Source organism: Dehalococcoidia bacterium, assembly GCA_028711995.1.
Classification (GTDB): Bacteria; Chloroflexota; Dehalococcoidia; order SZUA-161; family SpSt-899; genus JAQTRE01.
The window spans coordinates 1-16,375 of the sequence record JAQTRE010000068.1 but is presented as its reverse complement, the minus strand read 5'-3'; the positions used below and the strand labels follow the sequence as shown (position 1 = coordinate 16,375).

Sequence of the window (16,375 nt, the reverse complement as noted above, 5' to 3'; positions counted from 1 at the left end):
GAGTGACGCGGGGATCAACTGGCTGGATATAGATGTGATGAGTGATAAGGGGATTAACTGGCTGGATATTGATGTACCCTTTTTGGTGATCGCCCATTTCGGCGAACATCGTGCCGAGCACTTCCAGACCGAGTGCGTAAACCGAGTTGAACAGCACCTCTCTGATGTTGAAGTATCTTCGCTTGACGATCTCTTCAGGGTCGAATCGATGCAAGGCCAGCCGCATTTCCATGGTATACAGAGCCGCGTATCGGCCGAAGGGAAGCTTGGCCAGCCATCCCAATAAGTGATCAAAACCCGGTTTGTGATCGAGGCCGCATTCCCACGGCGAAATGATGGAAACCAGACTGGAATGGCCCAGACATCGTTGTGTTCCCAGCCATTCGAAGTGTCTCTCCAGAAGCGGCAGTGTCTCTCGCAGGAAGTCGATATCGTGCGTTGTTTGCCAGATTTCCTTGACGGCCAGTGCAACCACCGGAGGCTGCACCAGCGGGGAGCGATCAGGACTGGGCCAGTAGAACCTCAGTATGCGGTGGGTCAGTTTTGTCTGATGCTGCTCATGAAAGACAATGTGTGGCAGAGTGCCATTGGGCAGCATCTTATCGAGGAGAGTGGAAACCTCGGCTTTGGCAAGATCGGCTCTGCCCAGTCGGCAATTGACGATGGCGTGAAACGAGGAATCCCAGGACCATTGGTGGGGATATTTCTTTGGCGATGGAGCTGTATAGTAGTAACCCTCGCCGGTCCTGGCGTTTTGATCGAGAAGCTGTTTGGCTTTTTCTTGCAGGGATAACATTGATGGCAAGGTATCCTCGATCACCCGGGCAGACGGAATGCCGGATAGGTGTTAAGTTGAGCTTAACATAAAGAGGGGATGACAGGCAAATGAGCGTTTTGGGGATTATAGGGCTAGTGTTGTGTCAACCATGATCTGGCGCAGTGTCATTCTGAGGGAATCCGTATGGATGACCGAAGAATCTCCGATGATCGGGATTGAGATTCTTGGCTTCGCTCAGAATGACATAACACTAGGCCGAGGTGGACTTCAAGTATCAGGTGGGTCGGAGCTGATGCTCCGACCCACCTGAGGGTGTCATCAGTAATATCCCTGGGCTTTCAGCAGCTCTGCCATCAGGATTGCTCCTCCGGCAGCGCCCCGGATCGTGTTATGCGAGAGACCCACAAAGCGATAGTCAAAGACGTTGCAGGGTCTTAGCCGCCCGATGGTCACCGCCATGCCGTTTCCGGCATCCCGATCCATTCGAGGCTGAGGCCTATCCGGCTCCTCCCGATAGATGATGGGCGGCATTGGAGCCGATGGGAGTTGCCGCTGCTGGGGTTCGCTGGTGAACTCGCTCCAGATGCGGATGATGTCCCGGATGGACGGTTTTTCTTTCGCAAACTTCATGCTCACACAGGCTGTATGGCCATCAATCACCGGGACTCGATTGCAATGCGCCGATATCTTGAGGGATTTCTCCGGGATTACTTCCCCTTTGCCTAATTTCCCCAGAACGCGCAGAGGCTCCTGCTCGGATTTCTCCTCTTCGCCGCCGATGTAAGGAATGACATTATCAATCATTTGCATGGATGCAGGACCGGGAAAACCAGCCCCGGAAACTGCCTGAAGCGTGGTCACCATGACAGCTTCAATCGGGTAACCCGCCAACCTCAGAGCATGAAGCGGGGTCACATAACTCTGGATGCTGCAATTCGGCTTGACGGCGATGAACCCCTGACGCCAACCTCTCTTTTCGCGCTGAAGGGTAATGAGTTCGGCATGTTCCCCGTTTACTTCGGGGACAATCATGGGGACATCCGGGGTTGACCTGTGGGCGGAGTTGTTGGAAACCACCGCAAAGCCTTCCCTGGCGTACTCCTCCTCGAGTTTTCGGATGGTGTCCTTATCCGCCTCAATGGCGGAGAAAACCAGGTGGCATTTACCCTTTGCCAAACTGACTAGATTGGCATCCCCAACCACCAGATTTCGGACAGTCTCAGGGATCGGCTCTGCCATCAACCAGCGTCCTTTCACCGCTTCCGAGTAACGCTTTCCGGCGGAATTGGGTGAAGCCGCCACATAGGCAATCTCAAACCATGGGTGATTATGGAGCAATCTGATGTAGTTTTGCCCCACCATTCCCGTTGCACCCAGGACTCCCACTTTGATTTTATCCATGTTGTCTTGCTCCTCTTGTTTCAGGCGATGACCGGGATCAGCCGCTACCAAATGGATCAGTGAGAGTAAGGCGATGCCCCCTCGCTGATTTGCGCAAATCAGTATAGCATATGGCTTATCAAAAGTGTGTGGCTTTTGCCCAAATCGGCTTTTCCAGCCGTAAGAGAGGCAGATGCAGGCGCGATATTCGACTCGTGGGGTCCCTTGGCAATCCGTTGCTAGAGATTTGCCGCGGCTTCCTCCGATACCAATCCCTGCCGTTTCAACTCCGCTATGATTGACCCTCTGGTTCGATCCAGTTTAGCCGCTATCTGATCGACTGAAGCTCCTTTCCGGAAGCTTACGGTCACATATTCCCTCGATTCATTGTCCCAGGGCAGCCCGGTGTTCTTGGGCCTTCCTTTGGAGATGTTTTCCTGCTGTTTTTCAGCCGTGGTCTTTTTGAACCGGCTCTGGGTGATCTGCAACTGCCGGGCGGCGAAGAATAACGCTCTGATCACATCTGCGTCATTATAGGGGCTGCTTTCCGGGAGAACTTCTCCGGTGGCAGGGTCCGTTCCATTGGCCAGGGTTTCCAGAACCCGTTTTGCCTTGGCATGGTCCATGGTCATCACGGTTGACATAAATAAGGCCTCCTTCGGTCTCTTTTACCAGAGATGCTGTGCCCGGGTGATCTGCGGATCAACCCTGCCCAAACCTCACTGGATTGGCAACCATGTTAGCATAGGTAGAAGGCCTGTGTCGCGGGACTTTCGCCCTATCTTCGGTGTTGGCGGATGATCACAGATGCTGGCAGGAGTCTATCTTGAGCGATCAGTAGATTCTTCGCTCTGCTCAGAATGGCAAAGGCGAAGGGTTGGTGATGATAGTATGGGGCAGTGGGTTTTCATTCTGCCTTCGTTGGCCAGTTTGTCTTATCGTTTTGGAACAGGAGGAACAGTAATTTGATCTACTGGCTGATGATGTAGTCTGAAACTGCGCAATAATGTCTTCGCTTCCTCCACATTCTGACGGTGCTCTCCGAGTTCTACATCTGAAAGTAAGCGAGCTTCAAATTGGCTGTCTTTTCCTTTCTCTAAGACTGCGATACGTATGGGGCCGTTTACGCCACCAGCATTGATTTTAATCGCATGGTCAAGTGTCCAAGTTGCTGCAAAAATCGCTTCAGGAACTTCTGGCCGACCATCTTTCCAGAATATCTCCCTGATAAATGCCAGAAACGGATCAGTTATTATCTGTGCACTTCCCATTGAGCAATACCATAAGTGATCTGTCTTTAATTCAGGCTGAAAGTCTCTAACACTAAACTCGCAAAGGTGATATTTACGTTCGCATGGGAACGCTACAAGGGCACCATAATTCCCTGGTCTTGCTTGTGTTTCAGCAAAATCCTGTATAGTGGACTTGGAAAGCGATCTGGATACATCTATGGCTGATTTTTGAAACCCCTTTGCTTCCCAAGTTTTCTGTACGATGGCACAGAATCGTTGACCCAACCCAATTTGCCCAGTGCCAGCAACAATGACATGACTTCCAATAACTTCCAGTTTTTCAGTCGGTTGCTCCATAGTGCGAATTTGACCGTCATCAAAAGTGGCTGAGCTATCAGCGCCTATTACAACCCCATCTTTGCATATTATTCCAACAATAGATGTCATTCTTACCCCTGGAATACACTATTAGCCCGCATTTCCGGATAGGCCTTATAAATTGCCGACACAAGCTGAGTAAATGTCAGTTCTCTGACAAACTCAGATACTTGTCTGATATAATCCTTAGCTCTGGCAGGTAACCCTTCAATCAATTTTAGACTCAGCCCCTGCCCTTTGTCAGTCAGTTTGTATTCATGCCAAGTATGAGCCTGAACAATCTCTACTAAGCCTTCATTTTTGAGTTCTTCGAGCACCTCGTACAAGGTCCTATCGAATGGCCCATAATTATAAGGCTGAAAATTGAAATGATGGCCTCCTATCTCTTCAGGGATGTTGCGGTCGATCAAGAAAAGCAGTTTTTGAATTTGTACTGGGCTGTGAAAAGCGCCTTTGGCGGGAGACAAGCAAGCAAGAACCAACTCTTTTTTGTTCATATTCACCTTCTGCTCATCGACTTCCTTCGGCATAAGTCACGCATGTTAGATTGGTTATCCTGCGTTTGCTGAAGATTATACTCTGTTAATATGGGACTGTCACCTTCTCCTCAATACCCCGCGCAGATACTGCCCGGTGAAGGACTCCTCGCACTCGACGATTTCCTCCGGCGTGCCGGTCGCCACCACCCGCCCGCCTCGATCTCCACCGCCGGGGCCGAGGTCAATAACCCAGTCGGCGCACTTGATCAAATCCAGATGATGCTCGATCAGAATGATGGAATTGCCGGCGCTTACCAGCCGCTGCAAAACGTCGAGCAGAGCGGCCACATCATGAAAGGAGAGCCCGGTGGTCGGCTCATCGAGGATATAGAGCGTCTTGCCGGTGGCGCGCTTGGAGAGTTCTGTGGCCAGCTTGACGCGCTGCGCCTCGCCGCCGGAAAGAGTGGTGGCCGGTTGTCCCAGCCGGATGTATCCAAGGCCGACATCTCTCAGCGTGCCCAGTTTGTTCTTCAGGCTAGGGAAGTGCTCAAAGAAGGTCGAGGCCTCATTGACGGTCATCTCCAGAACATCGGAGATATTCTGGCCCTTGAAGCGGATTTCCAGCGCTTCGCGATTATACCGCTTGCCCCGGCAGATCTCGCAGGGCACGGTGACATCGGGCAGGAATTGCATTTCGATCTGATTATACCCATCGCCGTGACAGGCTTCGCATCGCCCTCCCTTGACGTTGAAGGAGAACCGTCCGGGCTTGTAGCCGCGCATTCGAGCATCGGGGACGGTGGCGAACAGCTCTCGAATGGGCGTGAAGGCGCCGGTATAGGTGGCCGGATTGGACCTCGGCGTGCGACCGATAGGCGATTGATCGATATCCACCACTTTGTCCACATGCTCGATTCCCAGAATCTGGTCGTAGTCGCCCGGCTTCACCCTGGCTCGATAGAGAACCTGCGCCAGTTTCTTGTGCAGGATTTCATCGATGAGAGTGCTCTTGCCGCTACCGGAAACGCCGGTAACGCAGACCAGCATCCCCAGCGGAAAGCGCACGTCGATATTTTTGAGATTGTTTTCCCGGGCTCCCCGGATGAGGATTTCCTTCCCGTTCCCCTTGCGCCGCTTTTTAGGGATCGGGATCTCCCGCGCTCCGGAGAGGTACTGTCCGGTCAGGGATCGAGGGGAAAGTTTGATCTCCTCGATCGGTCCGCTTGCCACCACTTCGCCGCCGTGTTCTCCGGCTGCCGGGCCGAGATCGATAATCCAGTCGGCGGCGCGCATCATGGCCTCGTCATGCTCAACGATCAGAATGGTGTTGCCCAGATCGCGCAGACCCTTGAGGGTTTCGATCAGCCGGGAGCTGTCTGCCGGGTGCAATCCTACGGTAGGCTCATCACAAATGTAGAGCACGCCCATAAGGCCGCTGCCGATCTGCGTGGCCAGCCGAATTCGTTCTGCCTCGCCGCCGGAAAGCGAACCTGAAGGACGATCCAGTGTCAGATAGTCGAGCCCCACATTCACTAGAAATCCCAGCCTTCCCCGGATTTCCTTGAGGATCTGAAGAGCGATGGTTTGCTCTTTAGCGCTCAAAATCGGATTGGGCCCATCGAGTGTGTTCAGCCATTCCATTGCCGCAGAGATGGAAAGCGAAGTCACCCCGGTGATGTTCTTATCCCCGATTGTCACTGCCTGCGCTTCTGGTTTCAGTCGTTGGCCTTTGCAGGTGGAACACAAGCGGGAGCTCATGTATTGCTCGATATCGTGGCGCACATAGTCCGATTCCGTCTCCCGGTAGCGGCGTTCCAGATTCGGAATCACCCCTTCGAACCCGGAAGAGTGCTCCTTGACGCGGCCAAACCGGTTTCTATACTTTGTGATCTCGCCTCGCTCTCCATACAGAACCAGGTCAAGCTGGTGATCCGTAAGGTCCTTGACGGGGAGTTTGGTGGAAAAGCCGTGCTCTCGGGCCAGATCATCGATCTGATAAGCATACCAGGAACTCATTGCACCTGATTTCGCCCAGGGCAGGATTGCGCCTTCACCCAGCGAGAGGTTTCTGTTGGGAATGACCAGAACCGGATCGATCTCCAGTTTCATACCCAAGCCGGTGCACTCGGGACAAGCGCCATGGGGGCTGTTGAAACTGAAAGTTCGGGGCTCGATCTCCTCGATGCTGATCCCGCAGTGCGGGCAGGCGAATTGTTCGGAAAAGAGGCGCTCTTCACCATCGATGATGGAGATCAGCACTACCCCTCCTCCGAGTTTGAGCGCTGTCTCTATAGAATCGGCTACTCGTCCTTTCTGATCTTCCCCTCCGGCGGCCAATCGATCCACAATGACCTCAATGGTATGCCGCTTTTGCTTATCCAGATTGAACTCCTCGGCGAGGTCGCGAATCTGGCCGTCCACCCGAACTCTGACATAGCCACTTTTTCTGAGGTCCTCGAAGACAGATAGATATTCCCCCTTGCGATCTTTGACCATCGGCGCGAGGATCATGAAACGACGGCCTTCGGGAATTTCCAGGATGGAATCGACAATCTGTTGTATTGTCTGCCGGGCAATCTCTCGTCCACATTGGGGACAGTGGGGATGTCCAGTGCGGGCAAAAAGGAGGCGGAGATAGTCGTAGATCTCGGTCACTGTTCCTACGATGGAACGGGGGTTGCGGCTGGTGCCCTTTTGGTCGATGGCAATCGCTGGACTCAGCCCTTCGATGTAATCGACATCCGGCTTGTTCATCCGCCCGAGAAATTGGCGGGCATAGGCCGAGAGCGACTCTACGTATCGGCGCTGTCCCTCAGCATAGATGGTATCGAAAGCCAGAGAACTCTTCCCCGATCCCGAAACGCCGGTGATTACCACCAGCTTGTCTCTGGGGATGGTGACATCGATGTTCTTGAGATTGTGCTCCCGGGCACCTTTGATGAAAATGGAATTCAAGGGCATATGATTCACAAAACGACAGATTCATTGTATCAATTAAGATAACCCTTGACAAACCGTCTTCGGATATGGTAAAAAACTAATTAGCACTCTCGCGTCGAGAGTGCTAATTATCTCTGGTGAAAGGATGGAGGTTAGTATGGCTCTGAAAGTAACGCCACTGGCCGATCGGGTTATCGTGAAACCGCTTACCCGTGAGGAAATAACCAAGGGAGGCATTGTACTCCCCGATACCGCCAAAGAGAAACCACAGGAAGGCGAAGTGATGGCCACTGGACCCGGCAGGGTCGGTGACGATGGAAAGCGCATTCCTATGGAAGTCAAGGTGGGCGATACGGTGATCTACGCCAAATACGCCGGCACGGAGTGGAAATATGAGAGTGAGGAATATCTGATTCTCCGTGAAAGCGATATCCAGGCCAAGAGGAATAAGTAGGAGGGTTCAAAATGGCAAAGCAGATAAGGTATGGTGAGGAAGCAAGGCGATCCCTGATTTCGGGGGTCGATCAGATGGTTAATGCTATAAAGGTAACCTTGGGGCCAAAGGGAAGACCCGTGGCGCTGGATAGAAAATTCGGCCCCCCCGCCGTGGTGGATGACGGCGTCAGTATCGCCAAGGAGATCGAACTTCAGGATCCGTTCGAGAATATGGGCGCCCAGCTGGTGAAAGAGGCCGCGACCAAGACCAATGACGCTTGTGGCGATGGCACCACCAGTTCCAGTGTTCTGGCTCAAGCCATAGTTCATGGCGGAATGAGGAATATCGCTGCCGGGGCCAACCCGATGGCCATCAAGCGGGGCATCGAGAAAGCCAGGGATGCCGTAGTCGTAGAACTCAAGAAAATCTCCACTGAAGTGAAAGGCAAAGAGCAGGTCGCTCAGATTGCCACCGTTTCTTCCAGAGATGCGGAGATCGGGAGACTGATCGCCGATGTGATGGAAAAAGTAGGCAAAGATGGCGTGATCACCGTTGAGGAAGGCAAGGGGCTGAAGTTCGAGACCGAGTTTGTGGAAGGGATGAAATTTGACCGCGGCTTCATCAGCCCTTATTTCATCACCAATGCCGAGCGTATGGAAGCGGTTGTCGAGGACCCCTATATCCTCATCACCGATAAGAAGATATCCGCCGTGACCGATCTTCTCCCTGCACTGGAAAAGATTCTCCAGGTCGGCAAGAATATTGTAATCCTGGCTGAAGATGTTGATGGAGAGGCGCTGGCTACCCTGGTGGTCAACAAACTGCGCGGCACCATCAGTTGTATTGCCGTCAAAGCACCGGGATTTGGCGATCGGCGCAAGGCGATGCTGGATGATATCGCCATTCTCACAGGCGGACAGGTGATCAGTGAGGAAGTGGGTCGGAAACTCGATTCAGTGACGGTTGAGGACCTTGGCCGGGCCAGGAGAGTTGTTGCCGATAAGGACAATTGCACCATTGTTGAGGGCAAAGGCGCTGACGCAGATATCACCGCCCGCATCAAGCAGATCAGGGCTCAGATTGATGAGACCACTTCCGATTTTGACCGCGAGAAGTTACAGGAGCGGCTGGCCCGGTTGGCTGGCGGTGTGGCTATCTTGAAGGTCGGAGCAGCCACAGAAGTGGACCTTAAGGAGAAGAAACTCCGCGTCGAGGATGCTCTCTCGGCCACGCGTGCTGCTGTGGAAGAGGGCATTGTTCCTGGTGGTGGTGTAGCGCTGGTTAGCTGCATCGCTGCACTCAACAAGCTGAAACTTGAAGGTGATGAAGCCACTGGCGTAGCGGTGCTGAAGAGAGCCCTTGAGGAGCCCATGAGAGCCATCGCAGAGAATGCCGGTAGCGAGGGAGCAGTAGTCATCGATGCGGTCAAGAAGGGAAAGAAGGGGATGGGATTTGATGCCGAGAAGAATGAGTATGTCAATATGATCGAGAAGGGCATCATTGATCCTACCAAGGTGGTCCGCAGCGGACTGGAGAATGCTGCCAGCGTGGCGGTCATGATATTGACGACTGAGGCCATGGTCACCGACCTTCCCGAGAAGGACAAGATGTCCATGATGCCTCCTGGTGGTATGGGTGGTATGGGCGGCATGGAAGGAATGTACTAGAGGAAGTAATTCCGGCAGATTTGAAAGCGGCAGCCTAAAAGGCTGCCGCTTTCTTTTTGTTTACCTGTTGAACGCTATTGATAGGAAACGTAGGGGCGATTTACTAATCGCCCCTACGAACAGACACCTTCAGCTTGAGAGCTTATTTCTCTACCCGGATCAGCATGGCATCGCCCTGGGCATGCCCGGAGCAGATACCGCATACACCGATTCCGCCGCCGCGGCGTCTCAGCTCATATGCAAGGGTCATGGCGATTCTGGCTCCGGTCGCGCCAATGGGATGACCGAAGGCACAGGCGCCACCGTTTACGTTAACTTTCTTGTACATCTCTTCCTTGGTCATGCCAAGTATCCTGAGAGCGCTCACCAGTGCGACTGCGGCAAAAGCCTCATTGATCTCGATGAGATCAACATCTTTGACCGTCAGATTGTTCCGATCCAGCACTTTCTTGATGGAAAGGCCGGGCACCGTGGCAATATCCTTGGTGGGTTGGGAAACCTCATCATAGTCAATCACGGTGAAGAGCGGCTTCATTCCCAGCTTCTTGGCCATATCCGCGCTCATCATCATGCAGACATCGCCGCCGTCATTGACGCCGGGGGCATTACCGGCCGTGACGCTTCCGGGCTTGCCGGTCACTGCGCTCACATGTCCGAAAACCGGGGGCAGCTTGCTGAGAACTTCTAGGGTAGTATCGGGTCTCGGGAACTCATCCTTCTCCATTATAAGGGTCTTCTTCCCCTGGTGGAATTCGACCGGGAAGGTCTCATCATCCATTCTGCCGTTCTCCATGGCGTCCTTGGCGGCCATCTGGGAGTGATAAGCCCACTCGTCATGATCCTCTCTGGTGAAACCGAACTCATCGGCTACTTCCGATCCGTGGATGCACATATGACGATCATAGAAGGCGTCCCACAGTCCGTCATAAACCATGGCGTCGACAACGTTGGTCTGAGGCACCGACATCTTGGCTCCCCAGCGCATCTCTTTGAGCACATAAGGACAATTTGTCATCGATTCCTGACCGCCGGCGATAACAATCTCGGCCCTGCCGGTCTGAATCATCTGGATGGCCAGATCGATTGTCTTGATACCGGAGGAACAGACCTTGTTAACGGTGATCGAAGGAACGGACTCGGGGAGGCCGGCCAGAATAGAGGCCTGCCTTGAAGGAACCTGGCCGCAACCGGCAGGAACCACGTGACCCAGAATGACATAGTCGATATCGGTGGGTTTCACCTTGCCCGCAGTTCTCCTCATGACCTCCTGGATGGCCATTGCGCCGAGATCAACCGCCTCGTACTCGGCCAGACTGCCGTTAAACCTGCCATAGGGGGTTCGGGCTGCTTCTACGCAGACTACCTGCCGCAGGTTCTTATAAGGATTGGCAATCTTCCTCCCTATAGTTGAGAAATCGGCTTTTCTCTCACCGAACGCTGCAGGCTTCAGACCGGCGTAGACATCTTTCTTCTTTCTTGACGGTTTCTGTGGGATTCTATCCATTATCGCTCCTCACAATTTTTGTGAACGTCTGAACTCCCGTGAGACCTCAGAGGTTAATTCCAGAGCCTTTACAGCCGCCTCTTTCGGGCTCGAAGCCGGGCCGCACGATGGAGTAATCAGGCATTGTTCCAATAAATATCATACCCGATGCCTTTACTTGAAAGCAATGCCATCAGCGTCTCCAGGCGTTCAAGCAGGCTCCCGGAGGTGATTTTGTTTTTCTTAAATACATTCTCTTGCCTGGCCGGGATTTGTTGGAGCTTCTTGGCTATTATGAGATACTATAGGGGTTGGATCCGAAAAAGAGAGAATCCGTTTGGAGTTTGTGCCGATGAACCAGATCGATTTCAGCCGTTTTCAGATTCCGAATCACCCGGAGAACAAGGTGGTCAGCCTCAAGCAAGCCATCGCCGAAAACGTGAATCCGGGGATGAGCTTGCACCTTTGCGTAGGTCAGGGCACTGCTAATGCCGCTATTTGCGAGATTGTGCGGCAGTTCTGGGGCAGAAAGCCGGATTTCACCATCTACAGCCTGCTCTTGTATCAACACAGTATCAGCCTCGTTTATGCCAAACAGGTCAAGAAGGTGATATCAGCCTTCGTCGGGGATTCCTATCCCACCGGAAGCCCGAATCCGGTCACCGCCAATGCCTGGCTCTCCAAAGAGATTGAGATTGAAAGCTGGTCTTTTCTCTCTTACGTGCAACGGTTCATGGCCGGGGCGATGGGTTTGCCCTTCATGCCTACTCGTTCCCTGCTGGATAGCAGCATGGCAAACAACAAGGGAGGCTTCATGGAATTGGATGACCCGTTCGGCAAGGGCGGCCGGATCGGTATCGTCAGCCCCGCCAACCCTGATCTGACCATAATGCATTCCCACGCCGCCGACCGGCACGGCAATATCATCGGCACGGGCCCGGGTGGCGAGGCGTTATGGGGAGCTTTGGCGAGTAAGAACGGTGTGATAGCGACGGTGGAGAAAATAGTCCCCACTGAATTCGTCAAGCAGCGCCCTGATCTTGTCCGGGTGCCCGGATATATGGTCAAGGCAGTGGCGGTGGCGCCGTACGGGTCGCATCCCCGGGGAATCACCAACTACTGCGCTCCGGAACTGGCGGGCTATTTCGACGATTTCGACTATCTCATTGCCCTGCACGAAGCTTTTAGAAAAGAAGACTCCGCTCGGGAGTGGATGGACAAGTGGATATTGAGCTGCCAAACGCATGAGGATTATCTGGACAAGCTGGGAGGAGAGCGGCTGCTCTATCTAAACGGCCGGGCGTTGCCGGGCTCCTGGCGGAATGAAATCCGATCCGTTTCCAAGGAGCACATCCTTTCCACCAGCTACAATCCCAAGGAGATGATGGTGGTGCAGGCTTCGAGGGAGATCAAAAAGCGGGTTATCGGGAACGACTATAAACTGCTTCTTGCCGGGATCGGTGCATCGAACATCTCGGCGTGGCTGGCAAACCAGCTGCTTCATGCGGATAATCATCCTGTCGATCTCATCGCCGAGTTTGGATTCCTGGGGTATTTTCCGCCGCCCGGAGATCCTTCGATTCACAATCTGGACAATCTGGCCACCTGCACGATGATGACCGACTCTCTGAATATACTGGGGATATACGCGGGCGGTGCTTACCGGAGATGCATCGGCGTGCTGGGGGCGGCCATGATCGATAAACACGGCAACATCAACTCCACCATGATCCCGGGGAAAGCCTATCTTATCGGCTCCGGCGGTGCTAACGATGTTGTCAGCGGCGCCAGCGAGATAATGATCGTCATCGCTCAGGCGAAACGGCGACTGGTAGAAGAAGCGCCTTATATTACCGGACCGGGCAATACCATCAAAACGCTGGTGACCGATATCGGCGTCTACGAAAAGCTGGGGGAGGATGCTGAATTCACTCTTACCAAGGTATTGCCCACAATGGAAGGGGCGACTCTCGAAGAACAGGTCAAAAAAGCCAGGGAGAGCTGTGGGTGGGAACTGAAAGTCTCTCCGAATGTCAGCCTTTGCGCTCCCCCGGAACTGGATAGCCTTTCCACCATCAGGCTGTTTGATCCGAAGGGGTATTTCATCGGATAGTCGGGTTCCTTTTAACGCCCCCAGCACTGCGCGCTACCCCCTCTTTCGAAAAGAGGGGGTTTAGGGGGAGTTCACCGCCGAGGCCAATAAACATGCCCTGAAGCGGGTTTTGTACGCCTCTCTCTTCTGCATCGCCCAGTTTAGTGCAAGACGACTTTCGGAAGATGAACCAACTTCAAGGGGGAACGACCCCTGCAAATCGGTTGCACGACTTGCAGGGCCGTATGGTGTCTTTGTGTTATGGATTCTTCGGCCATACTTGAAATGTCATTGTCGAAGAAGGAGAATGGGGCATTAGTTTTACAGACATGCTCTCAGTTTCGAGCGTAACATGTACAATCTCATCATGGTCATTGATCAACCGATCCGTTTCTTGAAAGCCCAGTGTCGTCAAGACTTGCAGATATTCATTCAATCTCAAGTTGCCGTCTGCGTATTGACAGACAATTTGATAGCCGCCATAGCTGAGATTGGCGATGTTTCGAACCCAGCACTGCTCCGGTTGAGGCACTGATGGCTTGATGTCTGCAGGCCATGGAATTGTTGTTGGGGAGTTTCTGGGTGTCGCACTTGTTATCTGGATATCCAGGGTCGCTAGGTCGCTACCGCATTCCAAACGCAGGGCGTAGTCACCTTTGGTGATGTCAATTGCGTCAAACTCACCAGACTTGATCCTTTCCGCCGAATTATCCGGGAATCCTTCTTGGGTATAGACAAGATACTTGATTGCAAAACCTTTCTGTGCACACAGTTGAACATATGCCTTTATCAGGCGTTCAGAGAGAGGCTCATAAAATATGCGGACATTGGTATCAGGAGATCCCATTACCAAACGTATATCACCTGCTAAGACCGGAATATCATCGGGAAGATATACAGGCCATTGCATATTTGAGTCAGAAACGATACCTTGAGCGGGGTAGATAGTTTCGGTTTCATTTTCAGCAGTCTGGTTTGTGATGGTATGTGTTGTTTCCGATTGTGAACCACAACCTACTGTTGTGCAAAGAAGAATCAACAGCATGGTCATCAGCCATATCTTTTTCTTCATCTTGATACTATCCTTTTTATCTGAGTTCCGCCCAACCCCCGAATTGAGCCGCAGAGGTTATGCCAGACAGCCCTTGTTTTCAAAACCTGCCTTTGGAAGCAAGGCCTCAATCAAAAATTGGCGCTCTGGCGGTCGGGTCCTCCAATGACTATTCATTACCCGTTTGGCATCTTGCTCGGATCCATGTACAGCACATTCCACCGATGACCATCCAGATCGGCAAAACCACAACCGTACATCCATCCTTCGCGTTCTTGAGGTTTAGCAAAAATGGTGCCCCCTGCCCTTGCTGCCTTATTTGCCATTTCATCAACTTCTTCCCTAGTCTCCGCCCCAAGTGAAAATAAGACTTCTGTACCCTGTTTGGTATCAGCGATTCTATCCTGCGTGAAGCTTTCAAACATCTGTTGTGAAAAAAGCATCACAATCACCCGGTTGTCTCCCAGGGAAAAGCTGGCCGAGTGATCCATATTGCCGGGTCCCGAATGAAGCGGAAAGCCAATCTTGATGAAAAATTCCTTGGACTTTCTTATGTCTTTGACCGGCAGATTGATCCAAAGGTCTTTTGCCATAAGCTCCCTCCACTTGCAAAATAGTGATTGGCCATACAATCCGGAGTAGATCACCGTCGTACCCATCATCCGACATCACTTGAGGCATCTCAAGTAGCATACAGAAAAGCCATGCACCGCGGGTTCGTTCTGCTTGGGCCTATTGTAAATCAGCCCATATTGGAATGCAACCAAGGTCACAACGCAGGGAGGATCACGAGGTTAAAGGAGTCTGGGAAGTCAGGCTTTAGAGAAGCCCCTTTTGCCTGAGGAACGGCAGCGGATCGGTGGAATGGCGGCGGAGCCATTTCCGAGTATCCGGGTGTTCGAAGGAAAGGCCCATCAGCTCGGTGAAGTAGAAAATCGGTATATAGTAGTTCTTGCCGGTCTCTCTTGAGATTTCCCTTTGCCATGTGTCCAGATTGCTGTGGCACATGGGGCAGGCGGCGACGATGCAGTCGGCTCCGGCCTCCTGGGCCATATCCAGTAGTTTCTGTATCAACTTGTGGGCCACCTCTGGCAGCGAGAGAGTCAGACTTCCACCGCAGCACTCCGTTTTGTATGACCAGTTCTTGACATTGGCTCCCAGAGATTCTAAGAGTAAGTCCATCCCGTGTGGGTCCTCCGGCATTGGGGCGTCGGTGATGTGAGGAGGGCGGGTGGTCAGGCAGCCGTAATAGCAGACCGGATTCAATCCCTTCAGTGACTTTTTGACCTTTTGACGAATAGCTTTTTCGCCAACATCATGCCAGAGGAAGTCTACGGAGTCCTTTACCTGAACCTTTGAGGAGGTGAGTGTGGAAATGCCTCCGCTCGTGCGCCCGGCCGCTATTGTTTTTTGAGCCGTCTTGAGTCGCGAGAAGCACAGCGCGCAGGGAACCAACAGGTCGAGTCCGGCCCTCTCGGCAATTCCGAGGTTTCGGGCAGCCAGATCGAAAGCCAGAGCTTCGCTCGTGGCATGAGCCGAAGAAGACCCGCAGCAGTTCCAGTCAGGAAGCTCCGCCAGTTCCACTCCCAGCATTCTGGCCATGCCTTCCACAGACTCGCCGAACTCTCTGGCGGTGCCATCGAGGGAACATCCGGGGTAATATGAAACCTTCATTGCCTATCCCTTCTTCTCCGTGTTCTTGAAGATGTCGCTGATTTGATCTCCGGCCCGAACGCGGTCCGGCAGGAGACGGAGCTTTCCTCTCCTGAGCATGCCCAATCCCTGATTCATGCCTTGCTTCAAAAGCCCGCCTAGGCCAGCGCTCTTCAAGGTGTAAGATACAGCCAGCCCCGTCTCGTTCACTCTACCTCGCCTTTTGACTGAAGTGAGGAATGCCCGGTGGAGGAGGGGCACGTTCTTCCGGGATGCCGGGAACCCCTGGCGCTGAGACATCTGCCGGAGGGTATCCATGATGTGAGCGATATCGATGCCGTTGGGACATCGAGTGGTGCAGGCTTCGCAGGAGGCGCAAACCCAGATGGTATCGCTTTTCAAGACTTCTTCCTTCAATCCCAGGTGCACCGATCGGATCAGCCGGTGTGGTGCGATATCCATGGCAAAAGTCACCGGACAGCCGTTGGTGCACTTCTCGCACTGGAAGCAGGCGGAGATTTTCTGTCCGCTCTTTTCTTCCACTTCCGCGCGGAAAGAGGAATGAGGGATTATGTCCGTCGGTAATTCTGTGACCGTCATTGTTTTGTCCTTTTGTCATTCCGTACTTGATACGGGGAAATCCACTTCTCCTGCCTCAGTCTTGCTAAACCCCCTCAACCCCCCGAGCTTCAGGATGCAATTGCACATTATCATTGAGGGGGATGATGGTCTTGATGGTCAGCCGACCATCGTCATAGTAGATTATCTCATCTACCAGCAAACGCAGCAATTCCCGGCGCTCATTG

General features: G+C 53.0%; 14 protein-coding genes. 3 read left to right on the top strand and 11 right to left on the bottom strand.

The features are described 5' to 3' along the window. The 6 genes from PHV74_09960 to uvrA all read right to left on the bottom strand — a co-directional run. A partial coding sequence (locus PHV74_09960; GenBank protein MDD5094688.1) for a hypothetical protein occupies positions 1 to 796 on the bottom strand: 796 nt, incomplete at its 3' end. A gap of 300 nt (positions 797 to 1,096) precedes the next feature. Continuing rightward, positions 1,097 to 2,179 carry an aspartate-semialdehyde dehydrogenase gene (asd, locus tag PHV74_09955; GenBank protein ID MDD5094687.1) on the bottom strand — a complete coding sequence of 361 codons (1,083 nt, stop codon included), beginning with the start codon at positions 2,177 to 2,179 and terminating at the stop codon, positions 1,097 to 1,099. A 218-nt stretch (positions 2,180 to 2,397) separates the two neighbouring features. Beyond that, the gene (locus PHV74_09950) at positions 2,398 to 2,802 is read right to left on the bottom strand and encodes a hypothetical protein (protein MDD5094686.1); all 405 of its coding nucleotides are present in this window, start codon (positions 2,800 to 2,802) and stop codon (positions 2,398 to 2,400) included. Positions 2,803 to 3,093: 291 nt separating this feature from the next. After that, complete coding sequence (locus PHV74_09945) at positions 3,094 to 3,837, bottom strand: hypothetical protein (GenBank protein ID MDD5094685.1); 744 nt, start codon at positions 3,835 to 3,837, stop codon at positions 3,094 to 3,096. 2 nt (positions 3,838 to 3,839) lie between these two features. Then, positions 3,840 to 4,265, bottom strand: a complete 426-nt coding sequence (locus PHV74_09940) for a hypothetical protein (protein MDD5094684.1) — start codon at positions 4,263 to 4,265, stop codon at positions 3,840 to 3,842. Between the two features lie 99 nt (positions 4,266 to 4,364). After that, positions 4,365 to 7,208 (bottom strand): excinuclease ABC subunit UvrA, encoded by a 2,844-nt coding sequence (gene uvrA, locus PHV74_09935; GenBank protein MDD5094683.1) that lies wholly within the window; start codon positions 7,206 to 7,208, stop codon positions 4,365 to 4,367. A 136-nt stretch (positions 7,209 to 7,344) separates the two neighbouring features. Between uvrA and groES the strand changes: the two genes are divergently transcribed. Together groES and groL are read left to right on the top strand one after the other, a co-directional pair. After that, complete coding sequence (gene groES, locus PHV74_09930) at positions 7,345 to 7,641, top strand: co-chaperone GroES (GenBank protein ID MDD5094682.1); 297 nt, start codon at positions 7,345 to 7,347, stop codon at positions 7,639 to 7,641. Positions 7,642 to 7,652: 11 nt separating this feature from the next. After that, on the top strand, positions 7,653 to 9,290 hold the full coding sequence (gene groL / locus PHV74_09925; GenBank protein MDD5094681.1) for a chaperonin GroEL: 1,638 nt from the start codon (positions 7,653 to 7,655) through the stop codon (positions 9,288 to 9,290). Positions 9,291 to 9,432: 142 nt separating this feature from the next. Here the strand turns inward: groL and PHV74_09920 are convergent, their stop codons facing one another. After that, positions 9,433 to 10,794 (bottom strand): thiolase family protein, encoded by a 1,362-nt coding sequence (locus PHV74_09920; GenBank protein ID MDD5094680.1) that lies wholly within the window; start codon positions 10,792 to 10,794, stop codon positions 9,433 to 9,435. A 331-nt stretch (positions 10,795 to 11,125) separates the two neighbouring features. Here PHV74_09920 and PHV74_09915 point away from each other — a divergent pair, with 331 nt between their 5' ends. Further along, positions 11,126 to 12,886 carry a hypothetical protein gene (locus PHV74_09915; protein MDD5094679.1) on the top strand — a complete coding sequence of 587 codons (1,761 nt, stop codon included), beginning with the start codon at positions 11,126 to 11,128 and terminating at the stop codon, positions 12,884 to 12,886. A 238-nt stretch (positions 12,887 to 13,124) separates the two neighbouring features. On the opposite strand, the gene PHV74_09910 is transcribed toward PHV74_09915, so the two are convergent. The 4 genes from PHV74_09910 to PHV74_09895 all read right to left on the bottom strand — a co-directional run bounded on the left by PHV74_09910 (position 13,125) and on the right by PHV74_09895 (position 16,169). Beyond that, positions 13,125 to 13,937, bottom strand: coding sequence for a hypothetical protein (locus PHV74_09910; protein ID MDD5094678.1), 813 nt, complete (start codon positions 13,935 to 13,937; stop codon positions 13,125 to 13,127). A 155-nt stretch (positions 13,938 to 14,092) separates the two neighbouring features. Further along, positions 14,093 to 14,509 carry an extradiol dioxygenase gene (locus PHV74_09905; GenBank protein ID MDD5094677.1) on the bottom strand — a complete coding sequence of 139 codons (417 nt, stop codon included), beginning with the start codon at positions 14,507 to 14,509 and terminating at the stop codon, positions 14,093 to 14,095. A 226-nt stretch (positions 14,510 to 14,735) separates the two neighbouring features. Beyond that, the gene (locus PHV74_09900; GenBank protein ID MDD5094676.1) at positions 14,736 to 15,590 is read right to left on the bottom strand and encodes a CoB--CoM heterodisulfide reductase iron-sulfur subunit B family protein; all 855 of its coding nucleotides are present in this window, start codon (positions 15,588 to 15,590) and stop codon (positions 14,736 to 14,738) included. 3 nt (positions 15,591 to 15,593) lie between these two features. After that, a complete protein-coding gene (locus tag PHV74_09895) occupies positions 15,594 to 16,169 on the bottom strand; it encodes a 4Fe-4S dicluster domain-containing protein (protein ID MDD5094675.1) in 576 nt (191 codons plus the stop codon). Between the last annotated feature and the right edge of the window lie 206 nt (positions 16,170 to 16,375).